Below are 18,798 nucleotides of genomic sequence, written 5' to 3'. Positions count from 1 at the left end.
GAAGAAAGCGGCGCGCGAATTACGAGCGGCCGATCTTTTCGATTTCCTGCTGCAGCGCCAGCTTTTCAAGCGAAGCTACCGGCAGGGCAAGCAGCAGCGAGATGCGCCGCTCGAGCACCACAAAGGCATCATGGAAGGCGCGGGCAATCTCGTCCGCGCTTCCCTGCATCGCTGCCGGGTCGGCCACCCCCCAGTGCGCCGTCGCCGGATGGCCGGGCCACACCGGACAGACCTCGTTGGCCGCGTTGTCGCAGACGGTGAACACAAAATCCATGTGCTGCGCGCCGGGCGCCGCGAACTCGTCCCACGACTTGCTGCGCAGGCCCACGGTCGAGATGCCCGAGCTGTCGAGCTCCACCAGCGCCTCAGGCCGCACTCTGCCAGAAGGATGGCTGCCCGCGCTGTAAGCGTGAAAACGGCCCTGCCCCAGGTGGTTGAGGACGGCCTCGGCCATGATGGAGCGCGCCGAATTGCCGGTGCAGAGGAAAAGAACGTTGTAGGAGCCGCTCATGCGTGTCTGCCTTCCCTTCTCGCGATTCGGGAGACGACGCTCCCATAAACATATTCGCTAAGGCGAATGTATTGCCTCTCCACATATTCGTCAAGGCGTATATTCAAGGCATGGCCCGAGCTTCCTTTGACCTGGCGGAGTTGTTTGCCGCGCTCTCTGACCCGACCCGTCTGCGTCTGCTCAACCTGATGCGCGATCGAGAGGTCTGTGTGTGCGATTTTGTGGAGATCCTGGGCCAGAGCCAGCCCAAGATCTCGCGCCATCTGGCCTATCTGCGCCGCGCCGGCATTGTGTGCGCGCGCCGCGAGGGCAAGTGGATGCACTACCGCATAGAACGCCCTGCCGATGCGGGCGCAGCTGCGATTCTGGAGACAACGCTGCAACAACTGGACGCGAAGCGGGAGATGCGCTCCGACCGCGCAAAGCTGGGCCGGATGAGCTGCGCACCGGGCAGCGCGCTGATTACCTTGAAAACGCAGCGAGCGTAGAAACAGAAAAGCCTGCGCACCCTGGCGATACGCAGGCCCTAAAGCTGAACCGGCTAAACCTTCGGTACCGGCGCAACGATGAACTGCTCAATCTTGCCATCCGGTTCGGTAAAGGTTGTGATCTCCAGCGGATTCTTCCCGTCAGGGAAATACACGCGGAAGGCGCGGAAGGTCATGCCGCCGCGCAGGCTCTTCCCGGTCTGCTGAATGCTCGCGGGCTTGCCCAGCTGACCTAGGCTGTTCTTGTAGTCCTCGAGTGCCTGCTGGTCAAAATAGGCGTTGCACCAGTCAGTGAACTGGCTGCGGTCAATCTGCCCATGCTGCAGGCCGGTGAAGATCTGCATCGCCTGCGCCTCGGCCGGAGTGGGTGAGGCCAGCACGATGGGCGTGAGCGCCCGGGCAATGGCGCTGGCCGCAGGCGAGGCAATCTCGTTGGTCAGCACGACGATGGCCGCCTTGCTCTTGGGATACACCACGTTCTCTGAGACAAAGCCCGAGACCTCGCCGCTGTGCTCCAGGTACGGATGCCCGTCGCGCGAGCCCACAAAAATGCCGAGCGCATAGTGCGAGCTATTGCCGTCTTTGAGCATGACGGGCTGAAAGAACTCGTCATAGGATTTCGGCTGCAAGAGCGAGCGGTCCATCAGGCTGATGTCCCACTGTGCCAGGTCATAGGCCGGCATGGCCAGCTCGCCGGCCGCGAACATCCAGCCAGCGCCCTCTTTCGGCGCGGGGCGTAACGGCCCCAGCGCATAGCGCACATAGCCTTCCGCATCGGTTTCGCGCAGTGCGTGCAAGTCTGAGTTCCAGACATCGTCCATGTGCAGCGGCTTGAAGATGTTCTGCTGCAGAAACTTCATGAGCGGCTCGCCCGAGACCTTCTCCACAATCTCGCCGGCGATCACATAATTCGTATTCGAGTACTGCCACCGGGTACCAGGCGCAAAGTCGAGCGGCTTTTTGCCCCACACATTCAAGATGTGCTGCGCCGTGGTGGGCTTCTTCATCGGCGGCATCACGTAGTCCTCAGGCCAGTAATCCTGATAGCCAGAGGTGTGCGAAAGAATCATGCGGATGGTCACCTGATTGGCATCGGTGAGATCGGGCAGATACTTCGAGACCGGGTCGTCGATGGAGAGCTTGCCCTCCTGCTGCAGCAGCAGCAGCGCCGCCGCCGTGAACTGCTTCGAGATCGACCCGATCGAGTAACGCATCCACGGCTCGGCCGGGGTGGGCGGCTCAAGCCGCGCCTTGCCGTAGCCGTGCGTGTAGACGATCTTGCCGTTCTGCACAATGGCCACGGATGCGCTCGGCACGCCGGTCTCAGCCAGCACCTGTTCGCTGGCACGGTCAATCTGGCGCGCCAGCGCCGGAGAAAGCTGATCGACCGCATCATGATGGTTTGCCGGCGTGTTTTGCGCCCCGGCCATGGTGGGCAGGCTCACGCAAATGGCCACGGCCGCTGTCATCCAATACCGCATGCTTCTGACTCCTTGTTGCTTCAGGTGATAGACAGGCCAGCGTACCAGCTTGCCGGGCACAGCACCAAACCAGGCGGCATGATTGGCGACACCGCGCTCGCGCCCCGGCGCTTCAAGGATGCAAGCCCTCAAGAAAAAATGGATACTGGTGAAAATCGCATGAGGCCGCAATCTTCATCTGCGCGCACTCGCCGGAGTGCCTATGCTGCATTTGATTGAGGGATACCGCAAGTTTCACGCCGAGCAGTTCCCGCAACTGAAAGACCATTTTCGCCTGCTCGCAGACCGCCAGACGCCTGAAGTGCTGGTCATCACCTGCGCGGACTCGCGCGTGGTGCCGGACCTGATTCTGCAGGCCGAGCCGGGCGATCTCTTCCTTTGCCGCAATGCAGGCAACGTGATTCCTCCCGGCGGCGAGTTGGCCGGAGGCGTCTCGGCCACCATTGAGTACGCGGTGGAAGTGCTGAAGGTGAAAGACGTGATCGTCTGCGGCCACTCCGATTGCGGAGCCTGCAAGGCGGCGCTTCATCCGCAAAAAGGCCTCGAAAAACTGCCGCTCACGGCATTGTGGCTGCGTTTCATCGAGGCCGCGTGGAAGTATATGGGGCCCGAAATTCCGAAAGACGAAGACGAGCGCTTCACGCGGCTGATCCATGCCAATGTGCTGGCGCAACTGGAGCACCTGAAGACGCACCCCGAGGTGAAGCGGGGCCTCGCGGCGGGCACCCTGCGCGTGCATGGCTGGTACTACGACATTCTGACGGGAACGGTCGAGGCCTGGAGCGAACAGAAAAAGCAATTTGTGCCGCTCGAAGAGACAGCGGAAGAGTTTTCTTAACCTGCTTCGGATACCTCAAAGCGAAAGCCCGCGAAGCATTCTCGCTCGCGGGCCATTGTTTTGCTTGAAGGAAACCGCTAATGCGCACCGGCCGGCGGCTTGGCGCCCTTGGCTGCCTTCTTGAAGAACCAGACCAGAATGATGCAGCCAAAACTCAACAGCGCCGTCCATCGAAAGACATCGATGAAGGCCCACAGCAGCGCCTGCTGGCCCAATTGGGAGTACAGCTGGCTCTGGGCGGCGTGCGTGGCATTGGCCGGATTCGTATAGTGCGACAAGTACCCGCTCAGCGAGCCGACGCGCTGCTGGAACCAGGTCTGCGTGGTGGCCACATAGTTGGTGATGTCGTTCTGGTGGTAATCCTTACGGCGCGTGAGCAGGGTCTGCGTGATTGAGATGCCGATGGACCCGCCCACATTGCGCATCAGGTTAAAGATGCCGCTGGCATTGCCAATCTGTTCATTGCGCAGCGTGGCATAGGTCTGCGTGGCAATCGGCACAAACACAAAGCTCAGGCCAAAGCCGGTGATGATGATGGGCCACAACAGTGTGTAGGGGCCAATTCCCAGATCGGAGTTACCGAAGACCAGCGACGTGATTCCAAAGACGAGAAACCCAAAGGTCAGCAGATAGCGCGCATCCACCTTGCTGCCAATAAAGCCGATGACCGGCATGCCGATGATCGAGCCGATGCCGCGCGGTCCCACCACCAGGCCGGCCGAGAATGCGGTGTAGCCCAGCAGTTCCTGATAGTAGAGCGGCAGCACCGTAATCATCGAGTAGATGCAAAGGCCAAAGGAGAAGATGAGCGCGCAGCCCACGGCAAAGTTGCGGTCCTTGAACGTCTTCAGGTTCACCAGCGGGCGGTCTTTGCGCCATGAGTGAATGATGAACCAGACAAAGGAAATCACCAGGAAGGCCGCGGCCCAGCGAATCCAGACGGCGCCGAACCAGTCATCCTGCTGGCCCTTGTCAAGGATGCACTGCAGGCTGCCGATCCAGACGGCGAGCAGGCCAAAGCCGACGCCATCAAACTTGCCCGCGTTCGACTTCTTGATATACGGCGGGTCTTTCACAAACCGGCTGATCATGTACACGGCCAGGATGCCGATCGGGATGTTGATGTAGAAGGCGTAGCGCCAGCTATACGTATCGGTCAGCCAGCCACCCAGCGTTGGCCCGAGCACGGGGGCCACCACCACGCCAAAGGCAAACACGGCCATCGCCGCGCCGCGCTTCTGAGGAGGAAAGCTCTCGAGCAGAATCGCCTGCGACAAGGGCTGCAGCGCGCCGCCGCCCGCGCCCTGAATCACGCGGGCAATCAGGATGAAAGCCAGCGAGGTCGCGGCGCCGCAGAAGAACGACGAGATGGTGAAGATGATGACGCAGGTGATCAGAAAGCGCTTGCGGCCGAAGCGCATGGAAAACCAGTTGCTGGCCGGCAGAATGACGGCATTCGACACCAGGTAGCTGGTGAGCACCCAGGTCGCCTCGTCGGTGGTCGCCGAGAGCGAGCCTGCAATGTAAGGCAGCGCGACCGACGCAATGGCCGTGTCGAGCACCTCCATGAATGTTGCCAGCATCACCGAAATGGCGATCAGCCAGGGATTGACCCCGCCGGTGAGTGATGTCTGCTCAGCTGCTTCTGCCATGCTTTCTATCGATTCCGAAGCCATTCAGGCGTTGGCGCCGCCCGGCAGCCTGCCGGCAACGGCGGAAACGTTGTGAGTAGCCGCCGCGAAGAAACTCCAGGAGAAGCGCGGCGCAATGAGGGCAATTTGTTTCTCAAAATACCTTTCATTGGATACGCAAGCAGTTGATTCGGATGCAAAGGGTTGCAGGGATTCAGACAAAGCCCTCAAGCCCCACGAAGCGCCCTCTTGCCCCTTCCGCCTTCCATCTTTCTCTCTCGATGTGGCAGCGGCGCAACTTATCCGGCCGGCCGGTTCATTGCGCCTCCGACGCGCCCTCCTGCAACTCTGGAATGCTTGCCAGCCGCTGGCCGCGCACGGTGCCCACCGTCATGCCGAGGCCGTTGAGCAGCACCAGGGCGAAGGCCATGTCCACCAGAAAGTTCATGGAAGCTCCACGTACATTCACCACGCGGAGCGCCAGCACCACTGTGATCAGTCCCCGAGGGTGCATCCAGAAGGCCAGTTCGCGCTCGAGCGGGTGCGAGTCACGCCATAAAAGGCGTGTGGCAAGGATTGCAAACCCGCGCGCCAGCAGCACGACCAGCACCACGGCCACAATGGGCTTCCACTCCGTCGCGAAACCGGAAAACTCAATGTCCATGCCGACAAGCACAAAGAAGAAGGTGCGCACCAGGAAGCTCAGCTCGGCATGAAAGGCGAGCAACTGCGTCTGCTCCTCGGTCGGCTTTACGTAACGAAGCTGCCATACGTTGCCGGACGCCAGATACCGCCGGGCGAGAGGCAGGTTGGCCAGGGCGAGTCCGAAGATCAGCACGGCCAGCAGGTCGCCGCCGCCCACCGCATCCGTGACCGCGAAGAGCACCAGCACCGCGCCGAAGGTGAGCACCTGCCAGAAGCTGCGGTCGGAGAGGCGCGGCAGCAGCACGGCCCAGCCCGCGCCGACGGCGATGCCCAGCACCACGCTGATGCCCAGCTTCATAGCAAGGCCGCCGAGCAGCGAGCCGACCGGAACGGTTCCCGCCGGGGCGTGCAGCAGCGAGGTCACGGTGAGCACCGAGAAAATGTCGGCCATCGCGCCTTCGACCGTAAGAATCATGCGCAGGCTGGTGCGCATTCGCATGGTCTGCAGCACCGGCAGCGAGACCGACGCGCTCACGCCGCCGAGCACCGCTGCCACCAGAATGGCGTCTCTCCACGAGAGCCCCAGCAGCCGGTGCGTCACCGGCGCAATCAGCAGCAGGCAAAGCGCGTAGCTGACCGCCGCCAGCAGAATGCCGGCCGGCAAATATTTGAGGAGTTGGCGCAGATCCAGCTCAAGGCCAGCCTCGAGCAGAATGAGAATCAGCGCGAGCGTGCCAAAGCCGGCGCGCAAACCGGGGTACTGCGTCAGATTGATGAGGTGAAGAACCGGGCCAATCAACACGCCTGTGGCCATGAGCACCAGCACATCGGGCAGGCCGGTCTTGCGCGCCAGCAGATTGGCCAGAAAGGCCAGCACCAGCAAGCCCCCCAGCACGCCGAAGAAAAACGTCAGATCCAAAGCCACGCTCCACTGCGCCGCCGTGACTGCGGCGGCAGGCATAGGATAGACGCTTTCCGCGCGCGCCGTGCTGCCCGGCAGCAACTCATGAGCAGGTGATGCGTTTGACCCCTCATGCTCCGCCTCCGTACCATGGAAAGAGCCGCCGCCTGCGGTTGCTGCCGATGCAGTTTACGCCGGCGCGACGACCGCTTTCCTGCGGGCGGCACTCATTTAGAAGACAGAAGGCACACGTTGACCGCGACAGAGACCATCGATAACACCCCGAATCCCGAAACCGCCACTGAAACCGCCGCACACGAGGGTCACGAGCACGCTCACGGCGATGAGCACACGCACGAGCATCAGCACAGCCATGAGCACCAGCATGGTCCCACGCTGAACCCCGAGTGCACCCGCGACGTCGAGGTCGAGATTCCCGCCGACGAAGTCAGCAAGGCGTTCCGCAGCGTTCTCAAAAAGATTCAGAAGCAGGCTCGCATTCCCGGCTTCCGCGCCGGCAAGGTGCCCGAGACCATCCTGCGCAACCGCTTCCAGGACACGATCCAGCAGGAAGTGGTCGAGACCGTGCTGCCGCATCACTTCCGCGCGGCCATTGACGCCAAGGGCCTGCAGCCGATTTCGCAGCCGCAGGTAACCGAGCTGCACCTCAAGGATGGCGATCCCCTGCGCTTCAAGGCTGTCTTTGAGGTGATGCCGGAGTTCTCCGTCGACGGCTACCAGGACATCAAGGTCGAAAAGGCCGACGCGGCCCTGACCGACGCCGAGTTTGACGAAGAGCTGAAGCGCATCATCGATTCGCGCTCCACCATGGAGCCGGTCACCGAAGATCGCGCGCTCGCCGATGGCGACTTTGCGCAGATCACCTTCCAGGGCCAGATCGCCGGCGAAGAAGCCGAAGGCGAAAATGCGGACCAGCCCATCGAGGGCCAGGACGTGATGGTGGAAGTGGGTGGCACGAATACCCTGCCCGCCTTCAGCGAGAGCCTGCGTGGAGCCAAGCCCGGCCAGGAGCTGAAGTTTGAGGTGGCCTACCCGGCAGAGTTTGGCGAGCAGCGCCTTGCGGGCAAGACGGTCGCCTACGACGTGACCGTGAACGGCATCAAGACCCGCGTGCAGCCCGAGCTGAACGACGAGTTTGCCAAGGAACTGGGCGAGTACGAGAGCTTTGACGACTTCAAACAGAAGTTGCGCGAGCACATGACCGAGGAAAAGGCGCGCCGCGTTGAATCGGAAACCCGCAACAAGCTCATCGACGCCTACGTGGAGCGCTTCCAGTTCCCCGTGCCCGAATCGCTGGTGCAGAGCCAGATTGATGCGCGGCTTGACCGCGGCCTGCGCGCTCTGGCGGCCCAGGGCATGCGCACCGAAGACATGCGCAAGCTCGACTTTGCCCGCCTGCGCGAGGGCCAGCATGCCGGAGCACAAGCCGAGGTAAAGGGCACCCTGATTCTGGACAAGATCGCAGACGCCGAGAAGGTGGAAGTGAGCGAAGAGGAGCTGGACAAGGAACTTTTCATGCTCTCGGTGCAGATGCAGGAGCCGGTCGATGTGCTGCGCTCGCGTTTGACCAGCGAGGGCAATCTCGCTAGAATCCGGGAACAAATCAGGCGTGAAAAGACCGGCAAAATGCTGGTCGAGAAACTCGGCTAAACGCGTAGATTCAGGGCTGGCGCGGCCCTTCACTGGCCCGCCAGCCTTCCACGCACCATCAGCACCGAAGCGAGGGCGCTTCGAGGAGTGGAAAAGGGCACACATGGCACTGGTACCCATGGTCATCGAGCAGACGAATCGCGGCGAACGCGCCTACGATATTTATTCCCGTCTGCTGCGCGACAACATCATCTTTCTCGGCACCCCGATCGACGACCAGATTGCGAATCTGGTCATCGCGCAATTGCTCTTCCTGTCGGCCGAAGATCCGGACAAGGACATTCAGCTTTACATCAACTCGCCGGGCGGCTCCATCACGGCAGGTCTGGCGATTTATGACACCATGCAGTTCATCAAGAACGATGTGGTCACTTATTGCATCGGCCAGGCGGCCAGCATGGGCGCTTTTCTGCTCATGTCGGGCACGGCGGGCAAGCGCTTTGCCCTGCCCAACTCCCGCATTCTGATTCACCAGCCGTCGATGGGCGGGCTCTCCGGCCAGGCGACGGATATCGACATTCACGCTCGCGAGATTTTGCGCATTCGCGAGATAACCAATAATCTGATGTCAAAGCACACCGGCCAGTCGCTCGAACGGATCGAGCGCGATGTGGAGCGCGACTTTATCATGAACGCGCCACAGGCCAAGGAGTATGGCATCATCGACGAAATCATCGACCGGCCACGCGTCTAGACCGCCTAAGGGCGGTCCATCGGCCGGTCTGGAGTGCCAAGGAGTTACATCAGCATGAAGACGCGCACGGGTTCGGACGACTCGCTCCGCTGTTCGTTCTGCCACAAGTCTCAGGACGCTGTGGCCAAACTCATTTCATCCCCGAGCGATTATCCCCGCGCCTATATCTGCGACGAGTGCGTGGCGGTATGCAATTCCATCCTCGAGGATGACCGTGCCGAGGCCCCTGCGGGCGCTGCTCCCACGCAGTTGCCCAAGCCGCTCGAAGTGAAGGCGTTTCTGGACGAGTACGTCATCGGCCAGGAGCAGACCAAGAAGAAGCTGGCCGTCGCCGTTTACAACCACTACAAGCGCATCCAGATGAACCGCACGCGCGGCAATGATGTGGAGCTGGCGAAGTCAAACATCCTTCTGGTAGGCCCCACAGGCAGCGGCAAGACTCTGCTGGCGCATACGCTGGCCAAGATGCTCGACGTGCCGTTTGCCATTGTGGACGCCACCACGCTCACGGAAGCCGGGTATGTGGGCGAGGACGTCGAGAACATCATCCTGAAGCTGCTGCAAGCCGCCGACGGCGATGTGGCGCGCGCGCAGACCGGCATTATCTATATTGATGAGATCGACAAGATCGGCCGCAAGGACGAGAACCCCTCCATCACGCGCGACGTGTCGGGCGAGGGCGTGCAACAGGCCCTGCTGAAGATTCTGGAAGGCACGGTGGCGAATGTGCCCCCGCAGGGCGGCCGCAAGCACCCGCACCAGGAGTTCACACCGGTGGACACCACCAATATTCTCTTCATCTGCGGCGGCGCCTTCGTCGGGCTGGAGCGAGTGGTGGGACGCCGTGTCGGCAAGAAGGCGCTCGGCTTCAAGGCCATCGCCGAAAAAGACCAGCAGGAGAACGGCCAGACGACCCGCACGCAGCGCGATACCGAGCTGCTGCGCATGGCCGAGCCGCAGGATCTGATCCGCTACGGCCTGATTCCTGAGTTTGTCGGCCGTCTGCCGGTCATCGGCATTCTCGATGAGCTGGATGAGGCGGCGCTGGTGGAAATCCTGACCAAGCCCCGCAACGCCATTCTGAAGCAGTATCAGAAGCTCTTTGAGTTTGAGGGCGTCAATCTGGTCTTCTCAGAGGAAGCGGCTCACGCCATCGCGCTCGAGGCGCTCGACCGCAAGGTGGGCGCGCGCGGTCTGCGCATGATTCTGGAGGAGTTGATGCTTGACCTGATGTATCACCTGCCCAGCAACAAGCGGGTGAGCGATCTGGTCATCGACGCCGAAATGGTCAAGAAGCGCGATCTTTCGCTCAGTCTTCTCGATAAGGCCGGTTGAGCACGCGAAATTAAGATGTTTTATCAGGGAAAGCGGGCCGCGGCCCGCTTTCTTCATTCTGGCGAAAACCGCCCGTTCCTCGCACGACTCTCTTCAGGTACGCTGAAACCCACAGGATGGCCCGGCGAGGAAGCACCGGAATGCGTTACAGTTCATCTAACAGTTCAGGATGAAAAAACAAGGGGAAGAAGTGACTCAGTCCAAGGATCCTAAAGATCGCAGTGAAACGCGCAAGCTCCCCATGATGCCCATTCGGGACATGGTGATCTTTCCGCACATGATGACACCCTTTGTGGTGGGCCGCGAGTCGAGCGTTCGCGCACTGGAAGAAGCGCTGACCGGCGACCGCAAGATTTTTCTGGCCACGCAGCACGATGCGCGTGTCGATGAGCCGCGCCCGGATGATATCTACTCCGTGGGCACCATCGGCAACATTGTGCAGAGCGTCAAGATGCCCGATGGCAACATCAAGGTGCTGGTGGAGGGCCTGGAGCGCGCCCGCTGCACCGATCTGAATGACAATGACGGCTTCTTTGTCGCCACGGTCAGGACCTATCGCACGCCGCTCGAGATGACGCCCGCCGTGGAGCAACTGGCGCAGCGCGTGACCAGCCTGTTTGAGCAGTACGTCAAGCTGCAGCAGTCGCTGAATGTGGAGACCGTCACGGCGGCCATCCGCACCGATGAGCCCTCGAAGCTGGCCGACACGATCGCCGCCAACCTGCAGCTTGAGATTCAGGAAAAGCAGGACCTGCTCGATATCTTTGACCCGATGGACCGCCTGAACAAGATCGGCGACGTGCTCGACATCGAGATCGAAAAGCTCAACATGGACCGCAGCATCCAGTCGCGCGTGAAGCGCCAGATGGAGAAGGCCCAGAAAGAGTACTACCTCAACGAGAAGATCAAGGCTATTCAGAAGGAACTGGGCCGCGGCGAAAAGAGCGAGTTCGACGAGCTGAAGAAGAAGATTGAGAACGCCGGCATGCCCGCCGATGTGCTCGAAAAGGCCGTGCAGGAGCTGCGCAAGCTCGAAGCCATGCCGCCCATGTCGGCTGAATCGACCGTGTCGCGCAACTATCTTGACTGGCTGCTCGCGGTGCCGTGGAAGAAGAAGTCGAAGGAGACGCGCAGCATCGACGTCGCCGAGAAGGTGCTCAATGAGGACCACTACGGCCTCGAAAAGATCAAGGAGCGCATTCTCGAATTTCTCGCCGTGCGCCAGCTCGTCAAGAATCCCAAGGGCTCGATTCTCTGCTTCGTCGGGCCTCCGGGCGTCGGCAAGACCTCGCTCGGCATGTCCATCGCCAAGGCGACGGGCCGCAAGTTTGTGCGCCTCTCGCTCGGCGGCGTGCGCGACGAGGCTGAGATTCGCGGGCATCGCCGCACCTACATCGGCGCACTGCCGGGCCAGATCATCCAGTCGATGAAGAAGGCGGGCACGCGCAATCCGGTGATGATGCTCGACGAGATCGACAAGATGGCCTCGGACTTCCGCGGCGATCCGGCCTCGGCGCTGCTCGAAGTGCTGGACCCGGAGCAGAACTCGACCTTTCAGGATCACTATCTCGACGTGGAGTACGACCTTTCGCAGGTGCTCTTCGTGGCGACGGCCAACGTGCTGCACACCATTCCGGCTCCGCTGCAGGACCGCATGGAGATTCTGCGCCTGCACGGCTACACCGAGGTGGAGAAGCTCGAGATCGCCAAGCAGTACCTGATTCGCAAGCAGCGCGAGGGCGCGGGCCTGACCGAGAAGAACATCGTCTTTGAAGACGATGCGGTCACCGCCGTCATTCGCAACTACACGCGCGAAGCGGGCGTGCGCAACCTGGAGCGCGAGCTGGGCAACATCTGCCGCAAGGTGGCGCGGCGCGTCGTCAAGAATGGCGCGAAGCACAAGGAAACCGTCACCGCGGAAAACGTGGCGGAGTTCCTGGGCGTGGCGAAGTTCCGCGACTCGGCCGTGCATGAGCAGGATGAGATTGGCCTGGTCAACGGCCTGGCCTGGACCGAGGTGGGCGGCAGCATTCTGCAGACCGAAGTACAGGTGCTGGACGGCAAGGGCAAGCTCACGCTGACGGGCCAGCTCGGCGACGTGATGCAGGAGTCGGCGCAGGCCGCTCTGAGCTATGTGCGCAGCCGTGCGCAGCATCTTGGCCTGCCGCGCGAGTTCTACCGCAACATTGACATCCACGTGCATGTGCCCGAGGGCGCGATTCCCAAGGATGGCCCCTCGGCCGGCATCACTTTGGCCACGGCGCTCGCCAGCGCGCTCGCCAAGGTGCCGGTGCGCCGCGACCTCGCCATGACCGGCGAAATCACGCTGCGCGGCAAGGTGCTCGCCATCGGCGGACTCAAGGAGAAGCTGCTCGCCGCACACCGCGCGGGTATCTTTGAGGCGATTCTGCCGGAAGAAAACCGCAAGGACCTCGCCGAGTTGCCAGAGAATCTGAAGTCGGCCATGAAGCTGCACTTTGTGGATTCGATGGATGAGGTGCTCAAGCATGCCTTGGCCGCTCCGCTGCCGGAGCTGAAAGAGGACACGCCGGAAGTGCTACCCAGCGTGCCTCCGGCTGCCCCGGCGCGCAACTCAGAGCGACGGGCACATCAGTAAGTAACCGGATCAGTCACGAAAAGGCTCACCTGAAAGGGGTGAGCCTTTTTATTGGAATTGCCGCAGCATTGTCAGCGCTTTTGCGGGGCTGCCCATTGCAGGCGGATCAGTTCGACGCCTTGCCGGGGCAGTGTGAAGGCTACGTCTGTATTCCCTTTCCGCACGGGTATCCATGCGGGAGGCGCGAGCCGGTGCAACTGCCCGGCAGCTTTCAATTCCCTCACCTGCTTTGCCGTAGGATGCTGCGGCGAACCCATCGCGAGCCATACGGTATAGGCGTCGCTGTGGTGGTCATCGATACGGAACTGCGTCACGCGCACACGCGGCGTGCCCATGGGCAGCCCGTTCACCCGCACCTGCACTGAAGATGAGGCCGCGGAGACTGCATCATCGTCGTAGTTCCAGACCAGAATGTTGGCGGCATGCGAACCGCGCGTGGCCAGGACGCCGATATCGGGCTGCGAGCGGGCGCTCGTCTTCAAAAGCGCAGCCAGGCTCAACTCGCCGCTGCTCACAGCCTGCACGCGCTGCGGCTGCATCTTGCCAAACATGCGAAAGGCGTTGAGCACCGGCTTGTCAATGCCGTGCGTGGCCAGCGAGCGATAGCCATAGAAATACGGGTGCCCGGGAAAGGTAAACGCCCACGTCACGTAGCCTTGCAGATGCACGCCATACTGCGCGGCCAGCGCCTCGGAGCGGGCAAAGAGCTCGGCCTCATAGCTCGCATACTGGGGTGTGTTGCGGTAGGAATTCTCGGGGTGCAGGCTGGCCGCGCACGCAGCGCAACCCTCGGGATCAGACTCGCTGATGACGATGGGCAGGCTGCGCAGAGTGGGATAGCTGGCCACGATGGCAAAGCCGTGCGCGATGTCCTCAAGGTTGTGTCGCAAGTCCATCTGCGCGTGCCCATCGGCCATGTGCGTGATGCCCTTTGCATGGAACGAAATGAAGTCGAGCGGGGCGCCTGTCTTTCCGGTTGCGGCGTTTTTTCCGCTCACGACATGCGTCAAAAATGACCGCAGAAACTGCGCGCCGCCCTTGCCGTCGGGTCCTGTGGTGGCGGGACCGCCCACGGGAGCCGCCGGCAGGGCCTGCTTCACGGCCTGCGCCGTGTAGTCATAAAGCGCGTTGTACTGCGCCTCGGTGCCGTGCCAGTAGCCGATGTCGGGCTCGTTCCAGACCTCCCAGTCCCAGTGCTCCACCGTCGCCTCACCGTAACGGGTGGCCATGTGCCGCACCCAGCGGTTCACTAACTGGCCCCACTGCGCATAATTGTCTGGCGGATAGGACCAGCCCGTAAACAGTGGCCCCGAGGGCCATCGGCTCTGGTACGGCTCAGGATGCGACGATAGCGCCCTGGGCATGAAGCCTATCTCGACATAGGGGGCGATGCCGGTGGCGCGGTAGGTGTCGAAGATGCGGTCGATGATCTTCCAGTCATAGACCGGATGGCCGGCTGCATTCAGCGTGTAAGCGTTGGTGGAGCCCCACTTGAGCCGCGGCGTGCCGTTGCCGGTGGTGAGCAGGTTGTGCGTGCGGTCACGAAAGGCGTATGGGCTGAGCCGGGCGAGCTGGCGCAGTAATTCCTGCCCCTCGGGCGAGTTGGTGTAGTTTGGCTCGTCATGGCCGATATTGGCCCAGACCGGGTGCAGAAGGCCGTCGGGCTGGTTGAGGTGCACCTCGATCTGGACGGGCGGCGGCGCGGCAGGCGCAACCTGGGCAAGCGCACCACAAGAGCACGCCAAAAGGCAAAACACTGGCAGGAGCAATCGCAACGTCATCCATCCTTGGGGCCCGGTGGGGCATTCCAGCCTGTGGAACGACTCGTGTGTTAGCTGTGCGTCAGGGTCTTCGCTTCGGCCTCAAGCCAGGTGCGCACTTTGGCGCGGTCGGCGGCGCTCATGGCGGGTGCGCCGCGATGGAGCATGGTCATGAACCAGTCGATTTCGACAGGCAGCGCGGGATAGCCGATGTTTGCCTTGCCGTCTTTGGATTTGGGGTCGGGACGGAAGGAGTTCACGATGGGTTTGCCTGCGGGGTTGAGCACCACCAGATAAGGCCAGCCGGCGCCCTTGCCGCCGATGGAGGTCTCATAGGCGACGCCGCCGGGGGTGTCGGCATGGTGGTGGTCGCTGGGCATCTCGCCCGTGTCCATGGTGGTGAAGACGAAGTAGCGATGCAGGATGGGGCTCAGCGTGGGGTCGTCGAGCATGCGGTCATAGAGCTTGCAGTTGATGCACCAGGAGGCGCCGAACTCGAGGAGGATGTTTTTGTGCTGGGCGCGGGCCTGGGCCTCGGCGCGGTGGAGGATCGTCGCAGCCGCCGGGCCGCCGGAGGGCTGGGCCGCGCGGAGCAGCAGCGGCGAGGCCGCAAGGGCGAGGACGAGGGCGAGGGAGCGGGTGAAACGGCGAGTGGGCATGGAGGCTCCGCGAAAAATATTATTTTTCTGGTGCGACCATTATGCCGGATTGGTATGCCGGATTGGGCGGGGGCTCAGAGGCTAAAGCCCGGTTGTTGGGGATGGGCTGGACGTACGGGCTGAAGCCCGTACCCTTCAGGGGCTGAGGACGCTTCTATTTGGGGGCCGGCTGGATGGGTTTGGGCGGGGTGGAAATGGAATGCGAATGGGGATTCACATTTATTTGCAAAATGAGGGTGCTTCGGGTGGGCGGGGCGGCGGTAAGGCTTTGTTTATCAGCGGCTTAGATGGGGTGATTTCGAAATGTGAATGTGCATTCACTTTTGGGGTGTTTTTTTCTGAGGGCGGCAGGGGGTGGGATGATGAGGGGTGGACGGGAGTGGCTATCTTGTTGACGGGGTGGGGTTTATGGCGGGCGAGGGGGCTGGGCGGGGAATGTGAATCCGGATTCACATTTTTGGGCGGAAATGGGGCCTTTTTGAGGGGTTTGGGGGTGGGGTGGAACGAGGGATAAGGTGGGGATTCGGGGTGGTTCCGGAGTGGTTTTGGGGTGGTTTGGGGGCGGTTTGGGATGGGCGGAAGTGCCTCGGGAATGGGTTGGGACGACCGGCTGCGGGGGTGGGAGAACGGAGTTTTCCCCTGTTCCCATGGTAGCGAAAATGGGGGGAATTCCCGGCAGGGGTGGGGCCCGTGGATGGGCGATCATCTCGATTGTTGCAGGGGCCATGCATGCCTTGTGGGTCAGGGCGTGCGCCCTCTGGAGGAAAGATACTGGCCGGTGCGGGCGCGGCCGGGGAGTCCCTAAAATAGCTATACTAGGTATTACAGGGATATTCGGAGGAGGGTTCGATCATGGTGAAGGTGACGTCAGTGGAGGCGCAGAACCGCTTTGGGCAGTTGATTGACATGGCACAGAGAGAGACGGTTTCGGTGACACGGCATGGGCGAACGGCGGCGTTCATTGTTTCTCCTCAGGACATGGAGGAGCTGCTGGATGCCCGCAGGCGGCGCAGCCGCGCCGTGACCGAATTGGAGGCCTGGGCGGCCAAAGCCGCCAAGGACCGTTCCGGCGCACAGGCGGCGGCCGCCGGCGAGTTGACCGATGAGGACGTGAACCGCATGGTGCATGCGGCGCGATGACGCCCCGTCCCGTGGCCGGTAGGATGATCCGTCGCGTGGTGTTGGATACGAGCACGCTGGTCTCGGCGGCGCTGCGGCCCGATTCGATTCCCTATCAGGCGCTGCATGCCGCGCTGCGGTATTGCGAGGTCTGCGCCAGCCAGGAGACGCTGGCGGAGCTGAAGAAGGTGATGGGACGGGCAAAGTTCCGGGCCTATCTTTCTGATGAGCTTCGCCGGGAGTTCGTCGCGATGGTCGAGGGCCATGTGCGGCTGTATCCGGTGCGCGATGAGGAGTGCTTTGCCGATCATCCCGCGTGCCGGGACCCGAAGGACAACCAGTTTCTGGCGCTGGCTTATGCGGCGGAAGCAGACGCCGTGGTGAGCAGCGATGAGGACCTGCTGGTGCTGGACCCGTGGGGCGAGGTGCGGATTTTAGGGTCTGCGGCGTTTCTGGAAGCGCTCCAACAGCGCTGAGGTCACCGGCGACGGTCGTCGTGGACGCGCATTGAGGAGGATTGAGCTTTCCGCGCCGCATGGCGGGCGACGGGCTGCGGGGTATTCTCCGGGGTGGGTTGCCGGGAGTGATATGGCTGGATGAGTAACTTGGAGCTTATGCACTTATTGATCTCGGGAGGCAATTTGTCCGAGATGGCGACTTTCCGTCAAAGTGGATCGCGGAACACTGGCCCGTTTGCGGGGATCTATGTTGAAAATCGTGACTGTAATCCCAATAGCAGATGGCGTCGGTCTCGTGGATAGATCATGCCCGTCGTCGCATCATCACTGCTCCGATGTTTGAGCCTTCGGCCGGACCGCTTTGATGAAACCTCTACCGTAGGGCGTAAAAAACGTCTGTTCGAACAATGCGACTTCACCGGGAATCTCTACTGCTTTTTCATCCGTCTCGATCCAACTTGAACTCCCTTGCGCCAATTCGGTTTTGGTGCCTATGATTCCCAGTCTTTTAAAATCTTGAATTATCAGTCGCAGCTCGTCTCGTTTGGCGCTCGCGTTCATTTCCGCTTGGGATACGGGCTGATGAAGCATTCTTCGTGCTTTGTATTCTGCAAGCAATTGCGTTGATAGCTGCGGGTCAAAGACAAACATCATAAATCGGAAATCGAATAACCTCTCGTTTCTACGATATGGTTCACCTTTTACGGGGAACTTTCTGTTCATAGCCGTCCAGAGTTCATCCAAATATCGCGCCTCATGCGCTGTGAGTTGCGACAGAGTATTGCCGAATGACGGAAGGACGTTTTCCGGCCGCGTGACAGTGCTCTCTAAAAGCGCAGCCCACCTCTCTTGCAATGCGTCGTCACTCTGTAAAGAAGCATCTTGGAGAAGCGGGAGCACTCGTTGAAATTGTTCTGGGTCGACGGGCTGGCCTTGTCGCTGATTTGCCCATTTCTTGAAAACGGTTTTCAGATTCTCAGAGACGTAGAATCTGAATGCACTGCCAATCTCGCCGAGTGCCAACCCCAACTCAGTCGTTACGGGAGCAAGCAGGTTTTTGGCTACTTCGCTATCGAGAATCTTTCCGACTGATTCTCCCACTGCTTTGGCAGCGGCTTCTTCCGGGTCGCACATTGATCCGTCTCCCCCATCTCCAATTGAGGCTACACCAATTTCCGGCGGGCGCCCCCGGTGCCTTGCATTTGGGCTCCGGGGATGTCGCAGATCTCCACTGGCCATGGCGCCAATTGATCCTCGTAAAGTCGGCCTGGCTTCAAGTTTCCTGCAGCGACCTCGCCGCCCGAAAGTTGGAGCAGAGCCCGTCTGGCGGTAGCTATTCTTCATCCCGTAGAAGCTAAACTGACTCTCATTGAAGCCAGGCAACTGCGTCTTCAGACCAACCGTGGTCAGAACTCGGCCAACGACCGTCGCAACGATCTGGAAAGTTTGGGAAATTCGTTCGGCAGAAGCCCCGCTTGGCTGCGAAGTCGAATACTGCGTGAGCGTGACCATTGATCAAGAGGGCACATTTCAATCCGTCACCCGACCAGACAATGGAGAGGACCGATGGCCTGTCCCGCTCCGTCACGTTCTTCACGTCGTAGATGCTCATCGCGTCGAGAACTTTGTTTTCAGCACGAGTCAGGTCAACCGCGTAGAAGTACCCTGTCTCGCCGTCATCCTCGAAAAACGCGCCATGCTGATGGCCCGGAGCGTCGCTGGCGACGAACGAGTTATCACCGGGGCGGAATGTCTGTTCTGCCATACCGCACATTGTGACATGGACATAAAGGATTCGGTTCTGGCCTTATCACCGGCACACCACACCTTCGGATGAGAGCCGGTTACCTCCTCGAAAGTCGGCAAGTCTTTACAAATCCAGTCCACCTGGCCGTAGAACGGACTAGCCTGACATCTGCGCCTAGTCGTCCGTTGTTGCCTTCAGCCCAATGCACTCCTTGACGGTTGTCGGGTTATCGCACTTTCCCGA

The 18,798-nt window shown here is 61.1% G+C and carries 17 protein-coding genes; 8 read left to right on the top strand and 9 right to left on the bottom strand.

Annotation, left to right across the window (positions count from 1 at the left end):
• Positions 1 to 19: 19 nt before the first annotated feature.
• A complete protein-coding gene (locus ACP_RS16460) occupies positions 20 to 511 on the bottom strand; it encodes an arsenate reductase ArsC (RefSeq protein WP_015898471.1) in 492 nt (163 codons plus the stop codon).
• A gap of 110 nt (positions 512 to 621) precedes the next feature.
• Between ACP_RS16460 and ACP_RS16455 the strand changes: the two genes are divergently transcribed.
• Positions 622 to 999 carry an ArsR/SmtB family transcription factor gene (locus tag ACP_RS16455; protein WP_041840439.1) on the top strand — a complete coding sequence of 126 codons (378 nt, stop codon included), beginning with the start codon at positions 622 to 624 and terminating at the stop codon, positions 997 to 999.
• A 53-nt stretch (positions 1,000 to 1,052) separates the two neighbouring features.
• Here the strand turns inward: ACP_RS16455 and ACP_RS16450 are convergent, their stop codons facing one another.
• Complete coding sequence (locus ACP_RS16450; RefSeq protein WP_238525592.1) at positions 1,053 to 2,612, bottom strand: serine hydrolase domain-containing protein; 1,560 nt, start codon at positions 2,610 to 2,612, stop codon at positions 1,053 to 1,055.
• Positions 2,613 to 2,682: 70 nt separating this feature from the next.
• Here ACP_RS16450 and ACP_RS16445 point away from each other — a divergent pair, with 70 nt between their 5' ends.
• Positions 2,683 to 3,318 carry a carbonic anhydrase gene (locus ACP_RS16445; protein WP_015898467.1) on the top strand — a complete coding sequence of 212 codons (636 nt, stop codon included), beginning with the start codon at positions 2,683 to 2,685 and terminating at the stop codon, positions 3,316 to 3,318.
• A 77-nt stretch (positions 3,319 to 3,395) separates the two neighbouring features.
• Here ACP_RS16445 and ACP_RS16440 read toward each other — a convergent pair whose 3' ends face one another.
• The 3 genes from ACP_RS16440 to ACP_RS16435 form a co-directional block, all read right to left on the bottom strand.
• Positions 3,396 to 4,970 (bottom strand): DHA2 family efflux MFS transporter permease subunit, encoded by a 1,575-nt coding sequence (locus ACP_RS16440; RefSeq protein ID WP_015898466.1) that lies wholly within the window; start codon positions 4,968 to 4,970, stop codon positions 3,396 to 3,398.
• 24 nt (positions 4,971 to 4,994) lie between these two features.
• Positions 4,995 to 5,171 (bottom strand): hypothetical protein, encoded by a 177-nt coding sequence (locus tag ACP_RS18425; protein ID WP_169306004.1) that lies wholly within the window; start codon positions 5,169 to 5,171, stop codon positions 4,995 to 4,997.
• A 94-nt stretch (positions 5,172 to 5,265) separates the two neighbouring features.
• Positions 5,266 to 6,555: a cation:proton antiporter domain-containing protein gene (locus tag ACP_RS16435; RefSeq protein WP_015898464.1), complete on the bottom strand. Its 1,290-nt coding sequence runs from the start codon at positions 6,553 to 6,555 to the stop codon at positions 5,266 to 5,268.
• A gap of 192 nt (positions 6,556 to 6,747) precedes the next feature.
• Here ACP_RS16435 and tig point away from each other — a divergent pair, with 192 nt between their 5' ends.
• The 4 genes from tig to lon all read left to right on the top strand — a co-directional run bounded on the left by tig (position 6,748) and on the right by lon (position 12,812).
• Positions 6,748 to 8,166, top strand: coding sequence for a trigger factor (gene tig / locus ACP_RS16430; protein ID WP_015898463.1), 1,419 nt, complete (start codon positions 6,748 to 6,750; stop codon positions 8,164 to 8,166).
• A gap of 103 nt (positions 8,167 to 8,269) precedes the next feature.
• On the top strand, positions 8,270 to 8,860 hold the full coding sequence (gene clpP, locus ACP_RS16425; RefSeq protein ID WP_015898462.1) for an ATP-dependent Clp endopeptidase proteolytic subunit ClpP: 591 nt from the start codon (positions 8,270 to 8,272) through the stop codon (positions 8,858 to 8,860).
• 54 nt (positions 8,861 to 8,914) lie between these two features.
• Positions 8,915 to 10,195: an ATP-dependent Clp protease ATP-binding subunit ClpX gene (gene clpX / locus ACP_RS16420; protein ID WP_015898461.1), complete on the top strand. Its 1,281-nt coding sequence runs from the start codon at positions 8,915 to 8,917 to the stop codon at positions 10,193 to 10,195.
• 169 nt (positions 10,196 to 10,364) lie between these two features.
• Positions 10,365 to 12,812, top strand: a complete 2,448-nt coding sequence (lon, locus tag ACP_RS16415; protein ID WP_015898460.1) for an endopeptidase La — start codon at positions 10,365 to 10,367, stop codon at positions 12,810 to 12,812.
• 71 nt (positions 12,813 to 12,883) lie between these two features.
• Here the strand turns inward: lon and ACP_RS16410 are convergent, their stop codons facing one another.
• Both ACP_RS16410 and ACP_RS17550 read right to left on the bottom strand, forming a co-directional pair.
• Positions 12,884 to 14,557, bottom strand: a complete 1,674-nt coding sequence (locus ACP_RS16410) for a GH39 family glycosyl hydrolase (protein ID WP_169306003.1) — start codon at positions 14,555 to 14,557, stop codon at positions 12,884 to 12,886.
• Positions 14,558 to 14,643: 86 nt separating this feature from the next.
• Positions 14,644 to 15,231, bottom strand: coding sequence for a thioredoxin family protein (locus tag ACP_RS17550; protein WP_015898458.1), 588 nt, complete (start codon positions 15,229 to 15,231; stop codon positions 14,644 to 14,646).
• Between the two features lie 852 nt (positions 15,232 to 16,083).
• Between ACP_RS17550 and ACP_RS16395 the strand changes: the two genes are divergently transcribed.
• Together ACP_RS16395 and ACP_RS16390 are read left to right on the top strand one after the other, a co-directional pair.
• A complete protein-coding gene (locus ACP_RS16395; RefSeq protein ID WP_015898457.1) occupies positions 16,084 to 16,371 on the top strand; it encodes a type II toxin-antitoxin system Phd/YefM family antitoxin in 288 nt (95 codons plus the stop codon).
• 23 nt (positions 16,372 to 16,394) lie between these two features.
• Positions 16,395 to 16,826 (top strand): putative toxin-antitoxin system toxin component, PIN family, encoded by a 432-nt coding sequence (locus ACP_RS16390; protein ID WP_041839695.1) that lies wholly within the window; start codon positions 16,395 to 16,397, stop codon positions 16,824 to 16,826.
• A gap of 306 nt (positions 16,827 to 17,132) precedes the next feature.
• Here ACP_RS16390 and ACP_RS16385 read toward each other — a convergent pair whose 3' ends face one another.
• Complete coding sequence (locus ACP_RS16385) at positions 17,133 to 17,942, bottom strand: Abi-alpha family protein (protein ID WP_041839694.1); 810 nt, start codon at positions 17,940 to 17,942, stop codon at positions 17,133 to 17,135.
• Positions 17,943 to 18,174: 232 nt separating this feature from the next.
• Entirely contained in the window at positions 18,175 to 18,573 is a 399-nt protein-coding gene (locus tag ACP_RS17885) for a DUF2251 domain-containing protein (RefSeq protein WP_041840436.1), read from the bottom strand.
• Positions 18,574 to 18,798 lie beyond the last annotated feature (225 nt).

This window comes from Acidobacterium capsulatum ATCC 51196 (assembly GCF_000022565.1).
GTDB classification, from domain to species: Bacteria; Acidobacteriota; Terriglobia; order Terriglobales; family Acidobacteriaceae; genus Acidobacterium; species Acidobacterium capsulatum.
Note: the sequence above shows the minus strand (reverse complement) of the source record. Positions and strands in the feature narration are given on the sequence as shown.